This window comes from Bacteroides sp. NGMCC 1.200775 (assembly GCF_040798045.1).
Taxonomy (GTDB): Bacteria; Bacteroidota; Bacteroidia; order Bacteroidales; family Bacteroidaceae; genus Bacteroides; species Bacteroides hominis.
Genome location: NZ_JASCQK010000001.1, coordinates 540,425 through 556,948, shown reverse-complemented (window position 1 = coordinate 556,948; position 16,524 = coordinate 540,425). Strand labels below are relative to the sequence as shown.

The window sequence follows — 16,524 nt, the reverse complement described above, 5'->3', positions numbered from 1 at the left end:
GAGAATTATGATAACCTATTTTACTCGCTAATTACTTTATTATTCATCGTTGATCGTTGTTTACCGTTCATCATTCAAAAGCTCTCATCGTTTCAGTTCATATCCAAGCATCATGCCGTCATAGCTGTCTGCCAATGAACTGATGGCCTTGAGGGTGGCACTGCTGCTTTTACTGGATAAGAAAGTGATTAATTTCAGTAACTTATCTGCTTCAAACAGAAGATCCATTTGCTGGGTCGTATAGTTGACTTTTGCGTTCATGGGGATCAATTTCATGTACTTCAACTGGAGCATACCGGTTGTGGGGTTATAAGAGTAGGTACCGTTCAGCTTGCGTTTGCCTAAAGTGCTGACAAAAGTACTGTCTGTGTTGAACGTAAAGCTCAGTTGCCCTTCTTTTATGCCGAGTTTGGCTAATTGTTCATCCAGTTTTTGTTCGGCAGCGGAAGCGGCAACCGTTCCTCCGGCTTTTTTCAGCAGATTTTCCGATTCGAATTCAATGGCGGAGCCGGTATAACGCCAGGTTCCGGTCATATCCACTGTTTCGGTATGCCCGGTGACGGCATTGACCACTTTGGAAATATTGTCTTTGTTGAATAGATCTTTAATGGATTGTGCACGACCTGTGGCCGGTACAAGCAGCAGTGTGGCAAGAACTGCCAATGATAATAGTTCTCTTTTCATTTTGATATCTCTGTTTTTACTTTGAATAAAGTTCTTTGTTAATTGATTCGATGTAATTTAATACTTCTGTTCTACCAAGGCATTCTTCCGATGAAGTGATGAAGTAGGGGGGGAGTTCTTCCCACTGTTTCCGTAACTCCTTCAGATATGCGTTGATATTCATTTTGAGTCGTCCTCCTTTTAGCTTGTCTGCTTTGGTGAAGATAATGGAAAAGGGGATTCCGTTCTCACCCAACCATTCCATGAACTCTATATCTATTTTCTGGGGCTCCAACCGACTGTCTATCAATACGAAAAGATTGGTCATCTGTTCCCGCTCGAGGATATAGTCTTCGATGATAGTGCGTATTTGCTCCTGTCCTTTCTGGCCTCGTCTGGCATATCCGTATCCGGGGAGGTCAACCAGATACCAACTGTTATTGATCAGAAAATGGTTGATAAGCATTGTCTTACCGGGAGTGGCGGAAGTCATGGCCAGTCCCTTTCGGGCGGTCAGCATATTGATGAGGCTGGATTTGCCCACATTGGATCGGCCGATAAAGGCGTATTCGGGAAAGGTGCCTGCAGGACATTTTTTCACGTCCGTGTTACTAATTACAAACTCAGCATTGGTTATTTCCATATTTCTTGTTAGTTTTTAAATTCATTTTTTAGTTGCTTTTCTTGATGCAATCCACATCCCTGCAAAAGTAAGCATACCGTTCAGCATCAGTAATTCATAACCAAACTGATAGCCGGTTTCCTGACGGACAAGCCTATCGGCTGCGTAACATATCAGCGGTGAAACTATCGCAATAAACGGTATGTACCGATCGTTTGTTTGCCGTCGGGTAAACAAACCGAAAGCAAACATTCCCAAAAGAGGGCCATATGTATAGGAAGCTATGATGTAAATGGCATCAATAACACTTTGATTGTTCAATGCATCGACAAGGCAGATAAAGAAAACAAGCAGAATAGAGAGCCCGATGTGTACCCGGTTTCGTTTTTTACGGGCTATTCCTTCTGTGTCTTTCCCTGTGTCGAGCAGATCGATGCAAAAGCTCGTTGTCATGGCGGTCAAAGCCGAATCCGAATTACTAAAGGCGGCGGCAATGATACCGATTGTGAATAGAATCAGCACTCCTTCTCCCAAATACCCTTGAGTGGCAAACATAGGCAGGATATCGTCACCGGTTGCCGGAAGTTCCAGCTGCATCTCCTGAGCAAGGACCAGTAATAAAATGCCAAGGCCGAGGAACAGCAGGTTGAGCGGGGCGAATGCGAAGCCATAACAATACATATTTTTCTGTGCGTCACGCAGGCTACGGCAAGAAAGGTTTTTTTGCATCATGTCTTGATCGAGTCCGGTCATAACGATAACAATGAAAATCCCGCTCAGAAACTGCTTGAAGAAATTCTGGCGTGACATCCAGTCGTCAAATACAAAAATGCGGCTGTGTTCATTGTTACTGATTGTCTGTATGACTCCGCTGAAGTCAAGATTTAGTTTTGCTGTGACAAAAACAAGGATACAGATCAGTGCGGCAATCAGACAGAAGGTCTGTAAGGTGTCTGTCCAGACGATAGTTTTAATACCGCTCTTGTGAGTGTATATCCAGACTAAGGCTACCGATCCGGCAGCAATACTCCAGAATGGTATGCCCATGTCGCGAAACACATAGGTATATAGAATCAGACAGACGAGGTATAGTTTTGCAGCTGTGCCCAGCATACGCGAAAGAAGGAAAAAAGAAGCTCCTGTACGGTAGGCGCGCTTTCCGATACGGGTATCCAGATAAGTGTATATGCTGGTCAGGTTGAGTTTATAATAGAGTGGGAGGAGTATATGGGCAACTGCCAGGTAACCGAAAAAGAATCCGAATACAGTTTGCATATACGTCATATCCATCGCCTTTACCATGCCGGGTACAGATACGAAAGTCACTCCCGAAATGGATGCGCCAATCATTCCGAAAGCAACGATGTACCACGGAGACTGGTTTTCTCCTTTGAAAAACGCTGCATTCGAACCTCCTTTCCGTCCGGTGATACGGGCTATCAGCAAGAGAATGGCAAAGTAACATACAATAGTGACAAGTATCATCATAACGGGTACAAAGGTAACACTTATTTTGCAAACGATGATTGCTAATTAAAATTTGATATTTATCTCTACGGGTCTATAATGGAATTTTATATATGGATCAGCAATATTTATAGACGAATAAATAATAAAAGTTTGGTAATCACCCGCACCGCTCTGTTGCAGGTAAACACACCCTCTTGTAACAGTTGAAACACCCGCCTATGCTGCGTTTATTTAGATATTAACGATTGATAAGCAAATGATGAATAACCATATTTATGTCAATATGACGGCATAAACAACTGCCGAAACTGAGAGGCTTATTATAGAATAAATAGTGGCAGCCTTTGGTGATTTCTTCACGAGTTTCACGATACCCATCAAAAGGCCACCCAATATAGGCGTCAGGGTGCCGAGTGTTATTAACAGATTTCCATCGCCATTGGGATCTAATACGATGCCCATGACGGCATAGACAGGAATAATGCTGGCCAATAGCGCGAGAACGGTAGCGATTCTTGATATAGTTTTCATTATGACTGGGGTGCTTTATAAATAAGTCCGGCAAATTTAGAAATAATAATGGATAAAGAACGATTCAAATACTGGTTACGGATAAAAAGTTTCTGTTTGAGGCAGTTTGGGAGCGGTGAGAAGTGGGAGCTGATTCAGTTCAGATTTGTAATGGTTCTGATTTCACCACAGATTACAAGGATTGATAATTAATTTCGTTGAGAATAAGATTAAAGAATCTGTGCTCATCCGTGTAGTCTGTGGTGAAATGGATTTAGTTTTCCAGTAGTTTTTTCATCACCTTCTCTTCTTGTCGGATACGTACAGCCAGCAAGCATACATAAATCGGTAGCCCGATAAATAGCGTGTACCAGGCATTACAGAGTAAACCAACTCCAATTAGCTCAGGTATGATATTCAGATAGTAATTGGGATGTCGCACCGTCCTGAAAAGGAAGCTCTTTTCAATGCGTTGACCGGGAACAATATAAAGTTTCACTGTCCATACATCGTGTAGTTTATAGATGACATAGAATAACATAGCATAGGCAAAGCCCATTACAAGAACACCACACACGGAGAAACAGTTGAAGGTAGTTCCCGAAATATACGCTTCATAAAGGGCGGATAAATAGTAAGCGACATGCGCTAATGTCAGTAATAACGAATTAACTTTACCATATTGTACAGCTCCGTTTTTCAGGAGACGTTTTTCGTTACGAATGGAATAGGCCAAGGACAACAATCTGAGTGTAAAAAAGACGATAAATGTAATAATGATATTCTGCATTGTTTTTGTATTTTAGGGAGCAAAGATAATTTTTTATTTTCGTTCTCAAAATGACGAAGGAATGCCCGGCACAAACGAGCCAAAACTCAGTTCATTTCAGAATAGCTATGAATTGGCGGATAGGCATAGGAGTTTTTAAATACTGGTTAAAAATATGCGGCTTTCATTCTGATCTGTTTGATATTTGTGAAAAAAGGAATTTGCTGAAGATAAAATCTAAAAAGCGGTTTTAAAAGTAATTCCGTGAGATTATAACCTGGAACCGCTTATAAAACCGCTTTCCGTTTACAAAGGTTTTAACTTCAACTCTATTTGTGTAACTGAGCCCGAACGTATGGTACGTCCCGAAGACCATATTTCATAGTTCTCCGTACCACTGCCATATTGAACGGCGAAAGTAAAGAATCTGTCTTTACTTGACTCGAACCACTCATCATAAGTAAAAATGAAAGTGGCCACTCCTTTAGAGTTGGTTAATGCATATGCTGTAGGAGTCGTTCGATTATCCTTTTTGAACTCTTCATAAGTTTTTTCATCGAACATTTGGACGATTTCGTTAGACAGGGGTTTGTCATCAGCACTGATCACAGTGACTAATACCTGCGTATCATTTTTGTTTTCATCATCGCTGCTACAGGATGTAAGCACTAAACTAATGAGGGTGAATAGATAGAAAGTAGTCTTTTATAAGTTCATAATTTTAGTTATTTAGCTATAATAACAAAAATGTGCCGTTGGTTGTTCAATGTATAAGAGGTAGCCATCGGGAACCGCACTTGTTCATGTCCTAAGAAATATGATCTGAACATTTAGGAATATTTGAGATTAATTTTCATCATCTGATACTTGAAAATTATCGTTCGGCGGTGTCGAACCTGATTGCGGTATGTGTCTGTGAGCGTTATTCTGAGCTGTTTTTATAGTTCCGTAATGATAGGTTGTCTCGGAAATTGTAATAGAAGAAATGAACATGCCGATTGAATAAGTCTCCTATTTTATCAGTGGCAGATTTGCCATTTATAAAATATGCGTATCTTTGTGCTTCATTAAGTATACAATATCTTTATGGGAGAGTTGAAGTGCTTTTATATTAAATCTGTTGCTTCTATGCGTATTGATATATACTTTATTGAAAATTAAATAGATATACTTGTTTGTATATGAATCAACAATATCCATCGACGTTGCTTGAAAAAGCCGTCGGAGAATTTTCTAAATTGCCGGGTATCGGACGGAAAACAGCTATGAGACTGGTGCTTCATTTATTGCGTCAGGATACATCTGTGGTAGAAGCTTTCGGAAGCTCTATTATAACTTTAAAGCATGAGGTGAAATATTGCAAGGTGTGTCATAATATATCTGATACAGAGACTTGTCAGATCTGCGCAAATCCGCAGCGAGATGCGTCTATGGTTTGTGTCGTAGAGAATATACGGGATGTGATGGCTGTAGAGGCTACTCAGCAATATCGTGGGCTATACCATGTTTTGGGTGGTGTAATTTCACCTATGGATGGGGTGGGGCCGGGCGATTTGCAGATAGAAAGCCTGGTGCGTCGGGTAGCCGAAGGCGGAATAAATGAAGTCATTCTTGCTCTCAGCACAACTATGGAAGGGGATACTACAAATTTTTATATTTACCGTAAACTTGAGAAAATGGGTGTCAAACTGAGTGTGCTTGCCCGCGGGGTATCTATTGGTGACGAGTTGGAATACACTGATGAGATAACATTAGGTAGAAGTATCGTGAACCGCACAACGTTTACCGGAACCGTTTAAAATGGAATTACTGTAATTGATAATCATTATATATAATAAATGGAAGAACAAATAAAACGCGTTGTGAAAAGCCAGAAGATACAGTATATTTCTTTTTGGATCATTCCGTTACTGTTGGTACTGCTTGGAGAAGCTGGTGTGTTGCCTGTTGGAATAAAAGCAGATAATGTAAGGGCCGTTTATGTTTTTGAAACAATCGGTATTTTGATAACCGCTGTCTGTATACCACTTTCTCTTAAATTATTCAGTTTTGTTTTGACAAAGAAAATAGATCAACTGACGTTTCCGGTGGCATTGAGCCGCTATATGCTTTGGAGTGCTGTTCGGCTGGCTTTACTGGAATTTGTAGTGGTGTTTAATCTGGCAGGTTACTACTTTACACTTAGCAGTACAGGTGCGCTATGTGCACTTATAGGCCTGACGGCTTCCTTTTTCTGTCTTCCGGGAGAGAAAAGATTACGTGCCGAGCTACATATCAACAAAGAATAAATGATGAAACAATCTTTCTTAACCAATGAGCGAATATACCTCCGTGCAGTGGAACCGGAGGATTTGGATATCATGTACGAAATGGAAAATGATCCTTCCATGTGGGATATCAGTAGTTTTACAGTTCCGTATTCTCGTTTTGTGCTGAAACAATACATTGAAGGTTCACAGAGCGACATGTTTGCTGATAAACAGCTGAGGTTGATGATTATGCGCCGGAATGACAATCGTGCTTTGGGAACAGTTGATATAACTGATTTTGTGCCCTTGCATTCAAGGGGAGCAGTCGGAATTGCCGTTCATAGGAATTATAGACAGGAGGGGTATGCTGCCGATGCATTGAAGTTGCTTTGTGAATATGCTTTTAATTTTTTATTTGTGAAACAATTGTATGCCCATATAGCTATAGATAATGAGGCCAGTTTACGATTGTTTACTTCTTGTGGATTTACCCAATGTGGGGTATTGAAAGATTGGCTGTTGACACACGAAGGTTATAAAGATGCAGTACTTGTGCAATGTATGAATCCTAAGCGGTAATTTTAGTTTAGAGAAGGAACTTGTGGGAAGCGGGACCAGGTTTCATACTTGCTACCCAATTTCCCTAAAGCTTCTTTCCACATGCCTTTTATATCTTCATTCATTAAATAGGTGTTTTCTTCTTTTGAAATAATCCAGGTATTCTCCTTTATTTCCTGAATTAGTTGTTCGCACTCCCAACCGGAATATCCGAGAAAAAAGCGTATCTTTCCTTTTACAGGATTTCCTTGTAAAATGTATCTTTTGATAGCATCGAAATCTCCATTGAGGTATAATCCATTATTGATTGGAAGGGTTCCGGGAATTTCGCGTAGAGTATGTAAATAGAATAGGGTATCGGTTCCGATAGGACCACCTTTGTGTAGCGGAATATCTTCTATATATTTAAATTCTTTAATAATATCATTGAGCATCAATGGGAGTTGTTTATTTATAATCAATCCCATGCTTCCTTCCTCAGTATGATCAACAAGTAATACTACTGACCTTCCGAAGGTTACATCGTGGAGGAAAGGTTCTGATATCAGAATCTTTCCTCTCGATGGCATTACGTTATTCGATTGGATCTTAAATATGTCGGAATTGATGTTCATGCCCCTAATTTAAAGATTTATTTTACACGAACAAACAATATTCCTCTTTTTTTCGATTTAGTGTGCTCTTTTTAAGATATAGGATGGTTCTCGGCAAATAATTTCATTCTTTCATCCAACTGAGTATATTGGTGCTCTTTAATGAAAGAAGTGCATGCACGCAATCCCTGTTGATGGCTTCCTGTGGTAACTAAAGAAATTGCACTCACTCCATAGTACATCAATTCTTTAGCTAACTCTCCACCGGTCATTCCCGGATAGCCAATGGTGAAATAAAAACCGTCGGCAACAGGATCTTCAAGATCTTTATCGTATACCAAATGGAAGCCGTAGCGTAAGAATATCTCTTTTAACTTACGGGCACGTTCACCATATATCTTCACTTCATTTAGGAAATTGTATTTACCTTCATTGGCTGCTTTCAGCATAGCTGCCATAGCGAATTGTGCCGAATGACTGGTTCCTGACGAGAGAGCATACAGTACACGATGGATAAATACAGTACCAAAAGTGCCGCCTCCGTAGCGTTTGTCGAATCCGGGATAATGGCGATGATATAATTTATCAGAGATACAGCTGACACCGATACGTTGTCCTGCATAACTGAATGCTTTAGAACCGGATATAAGTAGAATATAGTTGTCTGTGTAGTGTGCTACCGAAGGTTGGTAAGGTGCATGATATGGATTGCTTAGATCTTGACGGAAGTCCATAGCAAAATATGCCAGGTCTTCAAGGATAATCACATCGTATTGGGTCGCTAATTCACCGATAATCTTCAGCTCTTCGTCTTTCAAACAAATCCAGCTTGGATTATTGGGATTCGAATATATGATAGCTGAAATATTTCCTTTTTTCAGATAGCTTTCAAGTTTCTCTTTTAATTTGTCTCCTCGGTAGTCGTAAACATCAAATGTTTCGTATTTCTGCCCCATAACAACTAATTGTTGTTTTTGTACCGGAAAACCGGGATCTATGAATAAAATTGTATCTTTCTTTTCGTCGCATTGACTGCAAGTCAGGAAAGATGCGAAAGTACCCTGCATAGATCCTGTGACAGGTACACAACCTTCTGGTTTGAGATCTATATTGATAAATGCTTTTATGAATTTTGATGCTTCCAGTTTTAGTTCCGGCAATCCATTAATATCAGGATATAAACTTGCTATTCCGTTTTGCAGTGCTTCTATTTCGGCCTTCACTCCTACAGAAGAGGGGGGAAGACCTGGTACTCCCATTTCCATTTTTATAAATTCAACTCCGGATGTTGCTTCTGCTTTCGCTGCTATGGCTTTTACTTCACGGATGGTTGCTTTTGAAAAGTCGGCTATTTGAAATTCTTCGATAGTTTCATCAATAAGATGCCGTTTGATAGGTGTATCTTTCATGTTTCTTTTTATTGCTTTATAATTTGTGTCACAAAGATAGGTATAATCTACTTATAATCAACAAATGAATATGAAAGATGAAAAAAAATCTTTCTTAGCTATTGCAGATATAAAATAAATATCTACCTTTGCAACCGCAATCGAGAGAGATAGCGATTAAGAAATGAAATACTGGTGCGTTAGTTCAGTTGGTTAGAATACATGCCTGTCACGCATGGGGTCACGGGTTCGAGTCCCGTACGCACCGCAAAGGAGAATTGAGAACAAATATTTAGCACTGATATTCAATATATTAGTGCTTTTTTATGTTCTTACCTTTGCTACACTTTTAAAAATGGTGTGCATAATATGCGACCGATTATTAGTAACCCGTGCGACCAATCCATGCGTAACATTCATGTATTTTAACTAACTGAACTAATGAATGTTATATATTGATTACTTTTTAAATTTTGTACCTTCCGTCTTATATGAATACGTTTTTCTATCTTAAGTCCATCATTTATCATGTAAAGTGATTTTGTAAAAGGATGAGATCCTTATGTCATATAAGCAAAAAAGACTGTATGGAGTTTTGTTCAGAACAGTCTTGCAATTCAATGCATTCTTTGTCTTGTTTTGGTATTATTGGTGTCCCATTCCACTTCAGTTTGTTGACTAATCCTTTCTTTTGAGTAACATGCCAAGACACAGCTATCTATCTTCTACCTTTTCCTTTGTTTAGTCCTCCCATAGGAGTGGAGATAAGGACAGCTTTTAATGGTTTTACCATATCAACTTTACGTTCATAAATTCCCATGTGTTTCTTTCCTTTAAAACGGTTCTTCTCCAAATTTGGTGGTAAATTCTTTATTTCTTTATTTTCAAGTTGATAATTGTCCTTTTTGCTTGCTTTAATAAGAAAAAATAGACACCGGCTGAATAAGATAACTCAAGTTTCGGAAGTGAATTTGCGCCGTCTGAACCGGTATCTTCATCCTTATCCCTTTCTTCAATTAACATTGTTAATGCCTTTTGCAGTTTGTCAGGTTCTTATGCGCAAATAATAAGGCTTTTGCATTTAAAGAACTTGTTATTCACATCCAAAGAACAAGCTTTAACTCTGTGTTAAAACAAAGCTTTTGAAGATGGAAATTTTACTTTTTAAAGATATTGATTTTCAGATGGTTTATTCTAAAATTCGCTTCTTCACCTCATGGATAGACTCTTCGGGGGAAAGTCGGGATACTTGCTTTTTTGTCAACTATAAACGAGGGCTTACACTTCCCTTACCACCAAATTTGAAGAAGAACCTTTAAAACTGTTATTCTGTATTTTGCATTGTGCTTTGAATGATAAATAATTGGAAATTATTCCTTTAAAGTAAGATCTATTGATAAATAAATCTCTTATTTCCAACTTGGAAGTGGATAAACATGAATTTGTATACGGATTTTTTGTTTTGATGAGTTCCAATATATCGTTTACTTTTACATTATATGCTTTGGCAATGTCTCCGATAGTCATTCCAACTAGATTCTTGAATTTCTTTCGGCTATAGGAATCGTTTGGGTTGGGAACTAAAAAATTCTTTTGGCGTATTAGTTCCTTTTCCTCTTGGCATACTGCTTCCTTTTTCTTTTGCGTGACCTGTTTAATTTTCCTTAGTTCAGTCAGTTGTTCAAGGAAATAGAGTTGTATCTTATATTTATTAATCATATTCATGATTCTTAATTGGAAAACTTTATTGTTTAGTAGATTCTCTTCCAAAAGTTCTTTGATTATCAAATCTATTTTTCTGTGGTATTAACTGGTATATAATGGGTTAGCTCCATGGATGTATGTCTTTAAGGTTTCAGACAAATTTAATTATAATTTGGGTAATATGATTAGGATTGAATAAAAAAGATGAGGAATCTTTCACTTTCCTACAAAGGAACACATAACTCATACCATAAATATTTTTATGAAAAGACTTCCTCTGGTGATAGACAATATGCCAAAAGAAGAACAAAAAACAATATCATTCTTCATTGGTAGAAACTTGGCAGAATCAGAAGTCCCTCTTCTGCTAATTACCCGGAAAGAGATTGAGTATGGGGTAAATATTGTTTCTGCTGCATTTGCAAACGAGAAAAATCAAGAACCAAGACTTTCCTCTGTTAAAATGTTTTCTACTTTTGTTGGAAGGGGACTTCTCTGATAGTAATTTTTTACTCTAAGAATTCTTTTTCAGCAACTGAGGAAAAACTAATTCAATAGCTAACGGATGATTGTCAATACACAAACGAGGGTGGTGATTAGTAAATCTGCAAGATCCTCACGAAGCAGCTTTGTTGCCTGTTGTATGCGGTAAGCAATGGTTTTTATTGAAACTCCGGAAATCTCAGCAATTTCTTTATAACTCTTTTGGGTAAAACGATGCATAAGAAAAGCCTCCCGATAAGAAGTTGGTAACCCATCTATGGCCTCTTTTATTCGTCTGGAAAGCTCTTGAAATTGAAATGCTTCTACACCATGTATTAGCTTTTCCATTTCTTCATAAAATATGGTATCAGCTTGATTTTTCAAATTTTTCTGCTTAATGCAGTTGAGTGACCTGTGATATACCGATTTGAGTAAATATCGACCTAATGAAGTTTCAACCTGGAGTGTCTGGCGATGTTCCCACAACCACAAAATTGCGTCTCCGGCTATTTCTTTTGACTCTTCATTATCTACAAACCTATTCCCATATGCGCAAAGAATTGGGTAGTACTTTTTAAATATACTATCGAAAGCTATTACTTCTCCTTTTCTCAGTGCAATTAATAAATATGCATCTTCATTGCTGTGTTCCATGTCTGCAATGATAATGCTTGTATTTTAAATATATACAATCACTGTTGTTAATTATAAAGTTTATTAATATTAAGTAATGTTAATTATGAAAATGAGTTTAGTATTTTTTATTTCCCGGTTGTCTCTTTAATAAATTTATCATGGAAATGGATTATTCGAATATAGAAGACTTGCTCATTAGCTATTATGATGGTAAAGCGACAGCAGATGAAGTACGGGAAATAGAAGCCTGGATCAAGTCGTCAGATGGGAATAAAAAGAAGGCTATTGACATTTATACTCTTCTTCTTATGACCGACGCACAGCAAGTCGCTGAAAATATAGATTTGAATGAAGAGTTAACCAAAGTGAAAGGGCATATGCAGGGAAGCAAGTATCATATTCCCTGGTGGAGTTGGATGCAGCGCGTAGCCGTGTTTTTACTTATACCGATGACAATTACTATTTTTATTTTGCTCTATCAATCGGGATCTGCTGCGCCTGTCCGTACCCAATTATACGAAATCCGTACACAGCCTGGGATGATTACCTCATTTAGATTACCGGACAGTACTTTGGTATATTTGAATTCTGGTTCAGTTTTGAAGTATCCTTCAGCTTTTACTGGTGATATTCGTGAAGTAAGCTTGGATGGTGAAGCTTATTTTGATGTGACTAAGGATTCCACTCGCAAATTCATTGTTTCAACGCTTCAAAATTCTAAAGTGGAGGTTTTGGGTACACGTTTTAATCTGGAAGCATTCGGCAATATGGATGAAGTCACTACGACGTTGATAGAAGGTAAAGTAGAATTTATATATCAGCAGGCAGGTACTAAACGTAAAGTGACAATGAAGCCGGGACAGAAAACCATTTATAACAAAAAGAACGAAGAAATTTTATTAAAGAGTACGAATGGAGAATCGGAATTGTCGTGGAAAGATATGAAAATGATATTTGACCGGACTCCTATGAGGGATGCATTACGCATGCTGGGGAAACGTTATAATGTAGACTTTATAGTAAATACTTCTAAGTATGACAAATATACATTCACCGGTATGTTTACAGATCAATATGTAGACGAAATCTTGGAAAACTTTAAAATTTCATCATGCATTCGTTGGCGGGTCATTAAGGCAAAAGATAACGATCAGAAGAAGCGGGTTATAGAGATATATTAGAAAGAACCCTTATGTTTAACTAAATTTGATACTATTATGAAACATTACAAGCCTCCTTAATTAAAAAGACATACAGGCATGATGCGCCAACATCTGCCTGTATGTGAAAGCCTTTAAACTGTTTGCGCGCAAACAGAATAAATTATTTCTTAACTTTAATTCATGCAAAGATATGAAGAAAAACAACTATGTCCAACAATTATGGGCGGATAATCCCATGCCTGCCGTTTGGAAAAATTTTCCATTAACTATGAAATTGCTTTTTGTGTTTTCTTTTTGTTTTGTTGGTTTACTATGTGCCAGCGACAGTTATGCCCAACGCACTATAATCAATGTGGAAGCAAAAAATCAGACTGTAAAAGAAGTACTTTCCCAAATTGAGTCACAATCTGAATTTAGTTTTTTTTATAATGATAGTCATGTTGATATTAACCGCCGGGTATCAATATCAACCGGGTACAATAACATCTTTACTATATTGAATGAGGTGTTTAAAAATACTAATGTAAAATATGTTATAAATAACAAGAAAATAATATTGTCCACGAAGATACCGGATACATCTTCCGTAAAACAGACAATACATATAAAGGGAAAGGTGACGGACATATCCGGCGATCCGGTGATTGGAGCTACTGTTATGGAGAATAGCACTAAAAACGGCGTGATAACAGATCTGAACGGAAATTTCACTCTGGATGTCTCTTCGCCTAACACTACTATCACAGTTTCTTATGTAGGTTATGTATCTCAGACTGTGAAGGCGCAAGGTGACAAGGTTTTGTCGATTATTCTGAAAGAGGATATGCAAACATTGGATGAAGTCGTGGTCGTAGGTTTCGGTACACAAAAGAAAGTGAATCTGACCGGTTCTGTATCTACAGTAAATGCTGATGAATTATTGTCGCGTCCGGTTTCCAACGTAAGCCAGGCTTTACAGGGATTGGTTCCGGGAATGAATTTTTCCTATGCTTCCGATGGCAATGGCGGTGAGATAGGTGCGGACATGAAGGTCAATATTCGTGGAACAGGTACTATCGGCGCTGGTTCCAATGCGGCTCCGTTAATCCTGATCGATGGTATGGAAGGAAATATGAATATGCTGAATCCGAATGATATTGAAAGCATATCAGTTCTGAAAGACGCTGCCGCCTCATCTATCTATGGTTCGCGTGCACCTTTCGGGGTAGTGTTGATAACAACTAAGAAAGGAAAAGCCGGGAAGGCAACCGTTAATTACAATAACAGTTTTCGTTGGTCGCAGGCTATCAATCTGCCGCATGTGGCAGATGCATACACATATGCTATGTATTTCAATACTATGCAGCGGAATGACGGTGTAACGGCAGTACAGTTTGATGATACCCGCCTTCAAGCTATCAAAGATTATGCATCGGGAGTGATTACCACTACTACTCAGCCTAATAGGAATACCCCTACTATTTGGGACTGGATCGGCAATACGGATACGGATTGGTATGATGTAGTATTCGGAGGAACGGCATTTTCACAGGAGCATTCGCTGAGTGTTAGTGGCGGAACGGAGAAAATACAGTATTATTTTTCGGGAAATTACATGGGGCAGGAAGGCATGATGGCTATCCGTCGTGATCAATTGCAGCGTTACTCGGTGACAGGAAAGATTAATGCAGAACTTTTTCCCTGGCTTCATATGAATTATAGTATGAAATACATGAGAAAGGATTATTCCAAGCCTACTGCTATGACCGATAATACTCTTTATCAGAATATTTCCAAACGTTGGCCGATGGAGCCTACTGTAGATCCTAATGGATATCCAATGGGAAACACGATCATCCGGCCTATTCTCTACGGAGGTGACAATGATTCTCAGACTGACTGGCTATACCAACAATTCCAGGTAGTAGTGGAGCCTGTCAAGAACTGGAAAATTTTCGGGGAGATTAATTATAAAACGATCGATAACTTTTCCCATACGGCTTCTTTAAAGGTTACACAAATGAATGTAGCCGGTGAGCCTTATTTGGGTGATACCTGGCAAACATCGAAAGTTACAGAAAATGCTGAACGTACCAATTATTTTAACACAAATGTTTATAGTGACTATAGCAGAACTTTTGCTGAGGCACATCATGTGAAAGTGATGGCAGGATTTCAAGCTGAAATGAGCAAATGGAGACAGCTTAAGGCTACGAAGCAGGATTTGATATCAGAATCCGTCCCTAATATAAATGCTGCCACGGGAAAACCTACTATTGACAAGTCTCAACTGACTCATTGGGCTACAGCCGGCTTTTTCGGTCGAGTCAATTACGATTATAAAGAACGTTATCTGTTCGAGATGAATCTTCGTTATGACGGAACTTCACGTTTTGCAAGGAATAAGCGCTGGAACTTGTTTCCCTCGTTCTCTGCCGGATGGAATGTGGCGCGTGAGGCATTTATGGAACCTTATAACGATGTTATCAATAATTTGAAAGTCCGTGGCTCTTGGGGAGAGCTTGGCAATCAGAATACGACAAATCTATATCCGTATATCCAGTTGATGAAGTTTGTTGCTGAAGATCCTAACTCTAATTGGCTGATTGAAAACAAGCGTCCCAACACAGCGAATGCACCGGATTTGATCTCGGCGTTATTAGGCTGGGAAACCATGCGGTCATGGAATATTGGTTTCGATTTGGGATTGTTGAGCAACCGCTTGACTGTAAGCTTTGACTGGTTCAACCGGAAAACCATTAATATGGTGGGGCCGGCTCCCGAACTTCCTGTCACTTTGGGAACGAATGTTCCTAAAGTGAACAATGCCGATATGCAGTCTACCGGTTTTGAACTGGATTTGGGATGGAGAGATCAAATCAGAGGATTTAATTATGGAGTCCACCTGTTACTTTCGGATGACCGCCAGAAGATTTTGAGGTATCCTAATAAGACGGGTAAAATCGACACTTGGTATGCAGGTGAATATAGCGGTAATATATGGGGATTTGAAACCATCGGCATAGCCAAGAGCCAGGAAGAAATGGACGCCCATCTTGCTTCACTGCCCAATGGCGGACAGGATGCTTTAGGCACCAAATGGGGTGCGGGTGATATCATGTACCGGGATTTGAATGGCGATGGTAAAATTACCTCCGGTGCCACTCTCAATGACCCGGGAGACAGGAGGATTATCGGTAACAGTTCTCCTCGGTTCAAATTCGGTCTGGATTTGAATGCATCCTGGAAAGGTTTCGATGCGCGTTTGTTCTTCCAGGGGGTAGCAAAACGTGACGCATGGTTAGGTGATAATATGTTCTGGGGAGCTACAGGTGACATATGGCAATCAGCATGCTTTACTCCTCATCTTGATTTTTTTCGTGAAGGCGATGATTTTTGGAGTCCTAATACAAATGCTTATTTCCCCAGGCCGCTGTCTGTCAATTATGCTAAAAACCAACAGGCGCAGACTCGTTATTTGCAAAATGCCGCTTATGTACGGCTGAAAAATCTGCAGATCGGCTATACTATCCCTGCACGGATAACGTCTAAAATGGGTATTTCCAATCTGCGAATATTCTTCTCAGGAGAAAACCTGTTTACACTTACGGGATTGCCGCAAGGCTTTGACCCGGAAACAATCGGTACCGGATACGGATCAAATTCATATACTTCAGGAAAGACCTATCCGTTGTCTCGTACTTTCTCCACAGGATTTAGTGTTAATTTTTAATTGA

General features: G+C 39.1%; 17 protein-coding genes and 1 tRNA gene. 7 read left to right on the top strand and 11 right to left on the bottom strand.

Features of this window, described 5'->3' with window-relative positions:
- Positions 1 to 84: 84 nt before the first annotated feature.
- The 6 genes from QK890_RS02480 to QK890_RS02455 form a co-directional block, all read right to left on the bottom strand.
- Positions 85 to 684, bottom strand: coding sequence for a DUF4923 family protein (locus QK890_RS02480; protein ID WP_005777045.1), 600 nt, complete (start codon positions 682 to 684; stop codon positions 85 to 87).
- 16 nt (positions 685 to 700) lie between these two features.
- Positions 701 to 1,306: a ribosome biogenesis GTP-binding protein YihA/YsxC gene (gene yihA / locus QK890_RS02475; protein ID WP_005777046.1), complete on the bottom strand. Its 606-nt coding sequence runs from the start codon at positions 1,304 to 1,306 to the stop codon at positions 701 to 703.
- Positions 1,307 to 1,327: 21 nt separating this feature from the next.
- Positions 1,328 to 2,773, bottom strand: a complete 1,446-nt coding sequence (locus tag QK890_RS02470; RefSeq protein WP_367627147.1) for a sodium:solute symporter — start codon at positions 2,771 to 2,773, stop codon at positions 1,328 to 1,330.
- Between the two features lie 255 nt (positions 2,774 to 3,028).
- Entirely contained in the window at positions 3,029 to 3,286 is a 258-nt protein-coding gene (locus tag QK890_RS02465; protein ID WP_032540635.1) for a hypothetical protein, read from the bottom strand.
- A gap of 253 nt (positions 3,287 to 3,539) precedes the next feature.
- The gene (locus tag QK890_RS02460; protein ID WP_005777051.1) at positions 3,540 to 4,055 is read right to left on the bottom strand and encodes an isoprenylcysteine carboxyl methyltransferase family protein; all 516 of its coding nucleotides are present in this window, start codon (positions 4,053 to 4,055) and stop codon (positions 3,540 to 3,542) included.
- 285 nt (positions 4,056 to 4,340) lie between these two features.
- Positions 4,341 to 4,712 carry a hypothetical protein gene (locus QK890_RS02455; RefSeq protein ID WP_367627262.1) on the bottom strand — a complete coding sequence of 124 codons (372 nt, stop codon included), beginning with the start codon at positions 4,710 to 4,712 and terminating at the stop codon, positions 4,341 to 4,343.
- Between the two features lie 503 nt (positions 4,713 to 5,215).
- On the opposite strand from QK890_RS02455, the gene recR reads away from it, so the two are divergent.
- Genes recR through QK890_RS02440 form a run of 3 tightly spaced genes read left to right on the top strand, consistent with a single transcriptional unit; the run spans position 5,216 to position 6,862 of the window.
- Positions 5,216 to 5,833: a recombination mediator RecR gene (gene recR / locus QK890_RS02450; protein ID WP_005787270.1), complete on the top strand. Its 618-nt coding sequence runs from the start codon at positions 5,216 to 5,218 to the stop codon at positions 5,831 to 5,833.
- Positions 5,834 to 5,872: 39 nt separating this feature from the next.
- Positions 5,873 to 6,322 carry a hypothetical protein gene (locus QK890_RS02445; protein ID WP_032540638.1) on the top strand — a complete coding sequence of 150 codons (450 nt, stop codon included), beginning with the start codon at positions 5,873 to 5,875 and terminating at the stop codon, positions 6,320 to 6,322.
- A 3-nt stretch (positions 6,323 to 6,325) separates the two neighbouring features.
- Positions 6,326 to 6,862 (top strand): GNAT family N-acetyltransferase, encoded by a 537-nt coding sequence (locus QK890_RS02440; protein ID WP_005805429.1) that lies wholly within the window; start codon positions 6,326 to 6,328, stop codon positions 6,860 to 6,862.
- A gap of 2 nt (positions 6,863 to 6,864) precedes the next feature.
- Here QK890_RS02440 and QK890_RS02435 read toward each other — a convergent pair whose 3' ends face one another.
- Positions 6,865 to 7,455 carry a YqgE/AlgH family protein gene (locus QK890_RS02435; RefSeq protein ID WP_005777059.1) on the bottom strand — a complete coding sequence of 197 codons (591 nt, stop codon included), beginning with the start codon at positions 7,453 to 7,455 and terminating at the stop codon, positions 6,865 to 6,867.
- A gap of 71 nt (positions 7,456 to 7,526) precedes the next feature.
- A complete protein-coding gene (locus QK890_RS02430; protein ID WP_005805431.1) occupies positions 7,527 to 8,843 on the bottom strand; it encodes a pyridoxal phosphate-dependent aminotransferase in 1,317 nt (438 codons plus the stop codon).
- 173 nt (positions 8,844 to 9,016) lie between these two features.
- On the opposite strand from QK890_RS02430, the gene QK890_RS02425 reads away from it, so the two are divergent.
- Positions 9,017 to 9,090, top strand: a tRNA-Asp gene (locus tag QK890_RS02425).
- Positions 9,091 to 9,692: 602 nt separating this feature from the next.
- On the opposite strand, the gene QK890_RS02420 is transcribed toward QK890_RS02425, so the two are convergent.
- Both QK890_RS02420 and QK890_RS02415 read right to left on the bottom strand, forming a co-directional pair.
- Positions 9,693 to 9,845, bottom strand: coding sequence for a hypothetical protein (locus QK890_RS02420; RefSeq protein ID WP_005820048.1), 153 nt, complete (start codon positions 9,843 to 9,845; stop codon positions 9,693 to 9,695).
- Positions 9,846 to 10,100: 255 nt separating this feature from the next.
- Entirely contained in the window at positions 10,101 to 10,541 is a 441-nt protein-coding gene (locus QK890_RS02415; protein WP_005820049.1) for a hypothetical protein, read from the bottom strand.
- A 247-nt stretch (positions 10,542 to 10,788) separates the two neighbouring features.
- On the opposite strand from QK890_RS02415, the gene QK890_RS02410 reads away from it, so the two are divergent.
- Positions 10,789 to 11,025: a hypothetical protein gene (locus QK890_RS02410; protein WP_005805556.1), complete on the top strand. Its 237-nt coding sequence runs from the start codon at positions 10,789 to 10,791 to the stop codon at positions 11,023 to 11,025.
- Positions 11,026 to 11,084: 59 nt separating this feature from the next.
- Here the strand turns inward: QK890_RS02410 and QK890_RS02405 are convergent, their stop codons facing one another.
- On the bottom strand, positions 11,085 to 11,663 hold the full coding sequence (locus tag QK890_RS02405) for an RNA polymerase sigma-70 factor (protein ID WP_032530196.1): 579 nt from the start codon (positions 11,661 to 11,663) through the stop codon (positions 11,085 to 11,087).
- A 146-nt stretch (positions 11,664 to 11,809) separates the two neighbouring features.
- On the opposite strand from QK890_RS02405, the gene QK890_RS02400 reads away from it, so the two are divergent.
- The gene (locus QK890_RS02400; protein ID WP_050496814.1) at positions 11,810 to 12,826 is read left to right on the top strand and encodes a FecR family protein; all 1,017 of its coding nucleotides are present in this window, start codon (positions 11,810 to 11,812) and stop codon (positions 12,824 to 12,826) included.
- Positions 12,827 to 12,998: 172 nt separating this feature from the next.
- A complete protein-coding gene (locus QK890_RS02395; protein WP_032539368.1) occupies positions 12,999 to 16,520 on the top strand; it encodes a TonB-dependent receptor in 3,522 nt (1,173 codons plus the stop codon).
- Positions 16,521 to 16,524 lie beyond the last annotated feature (4 nt).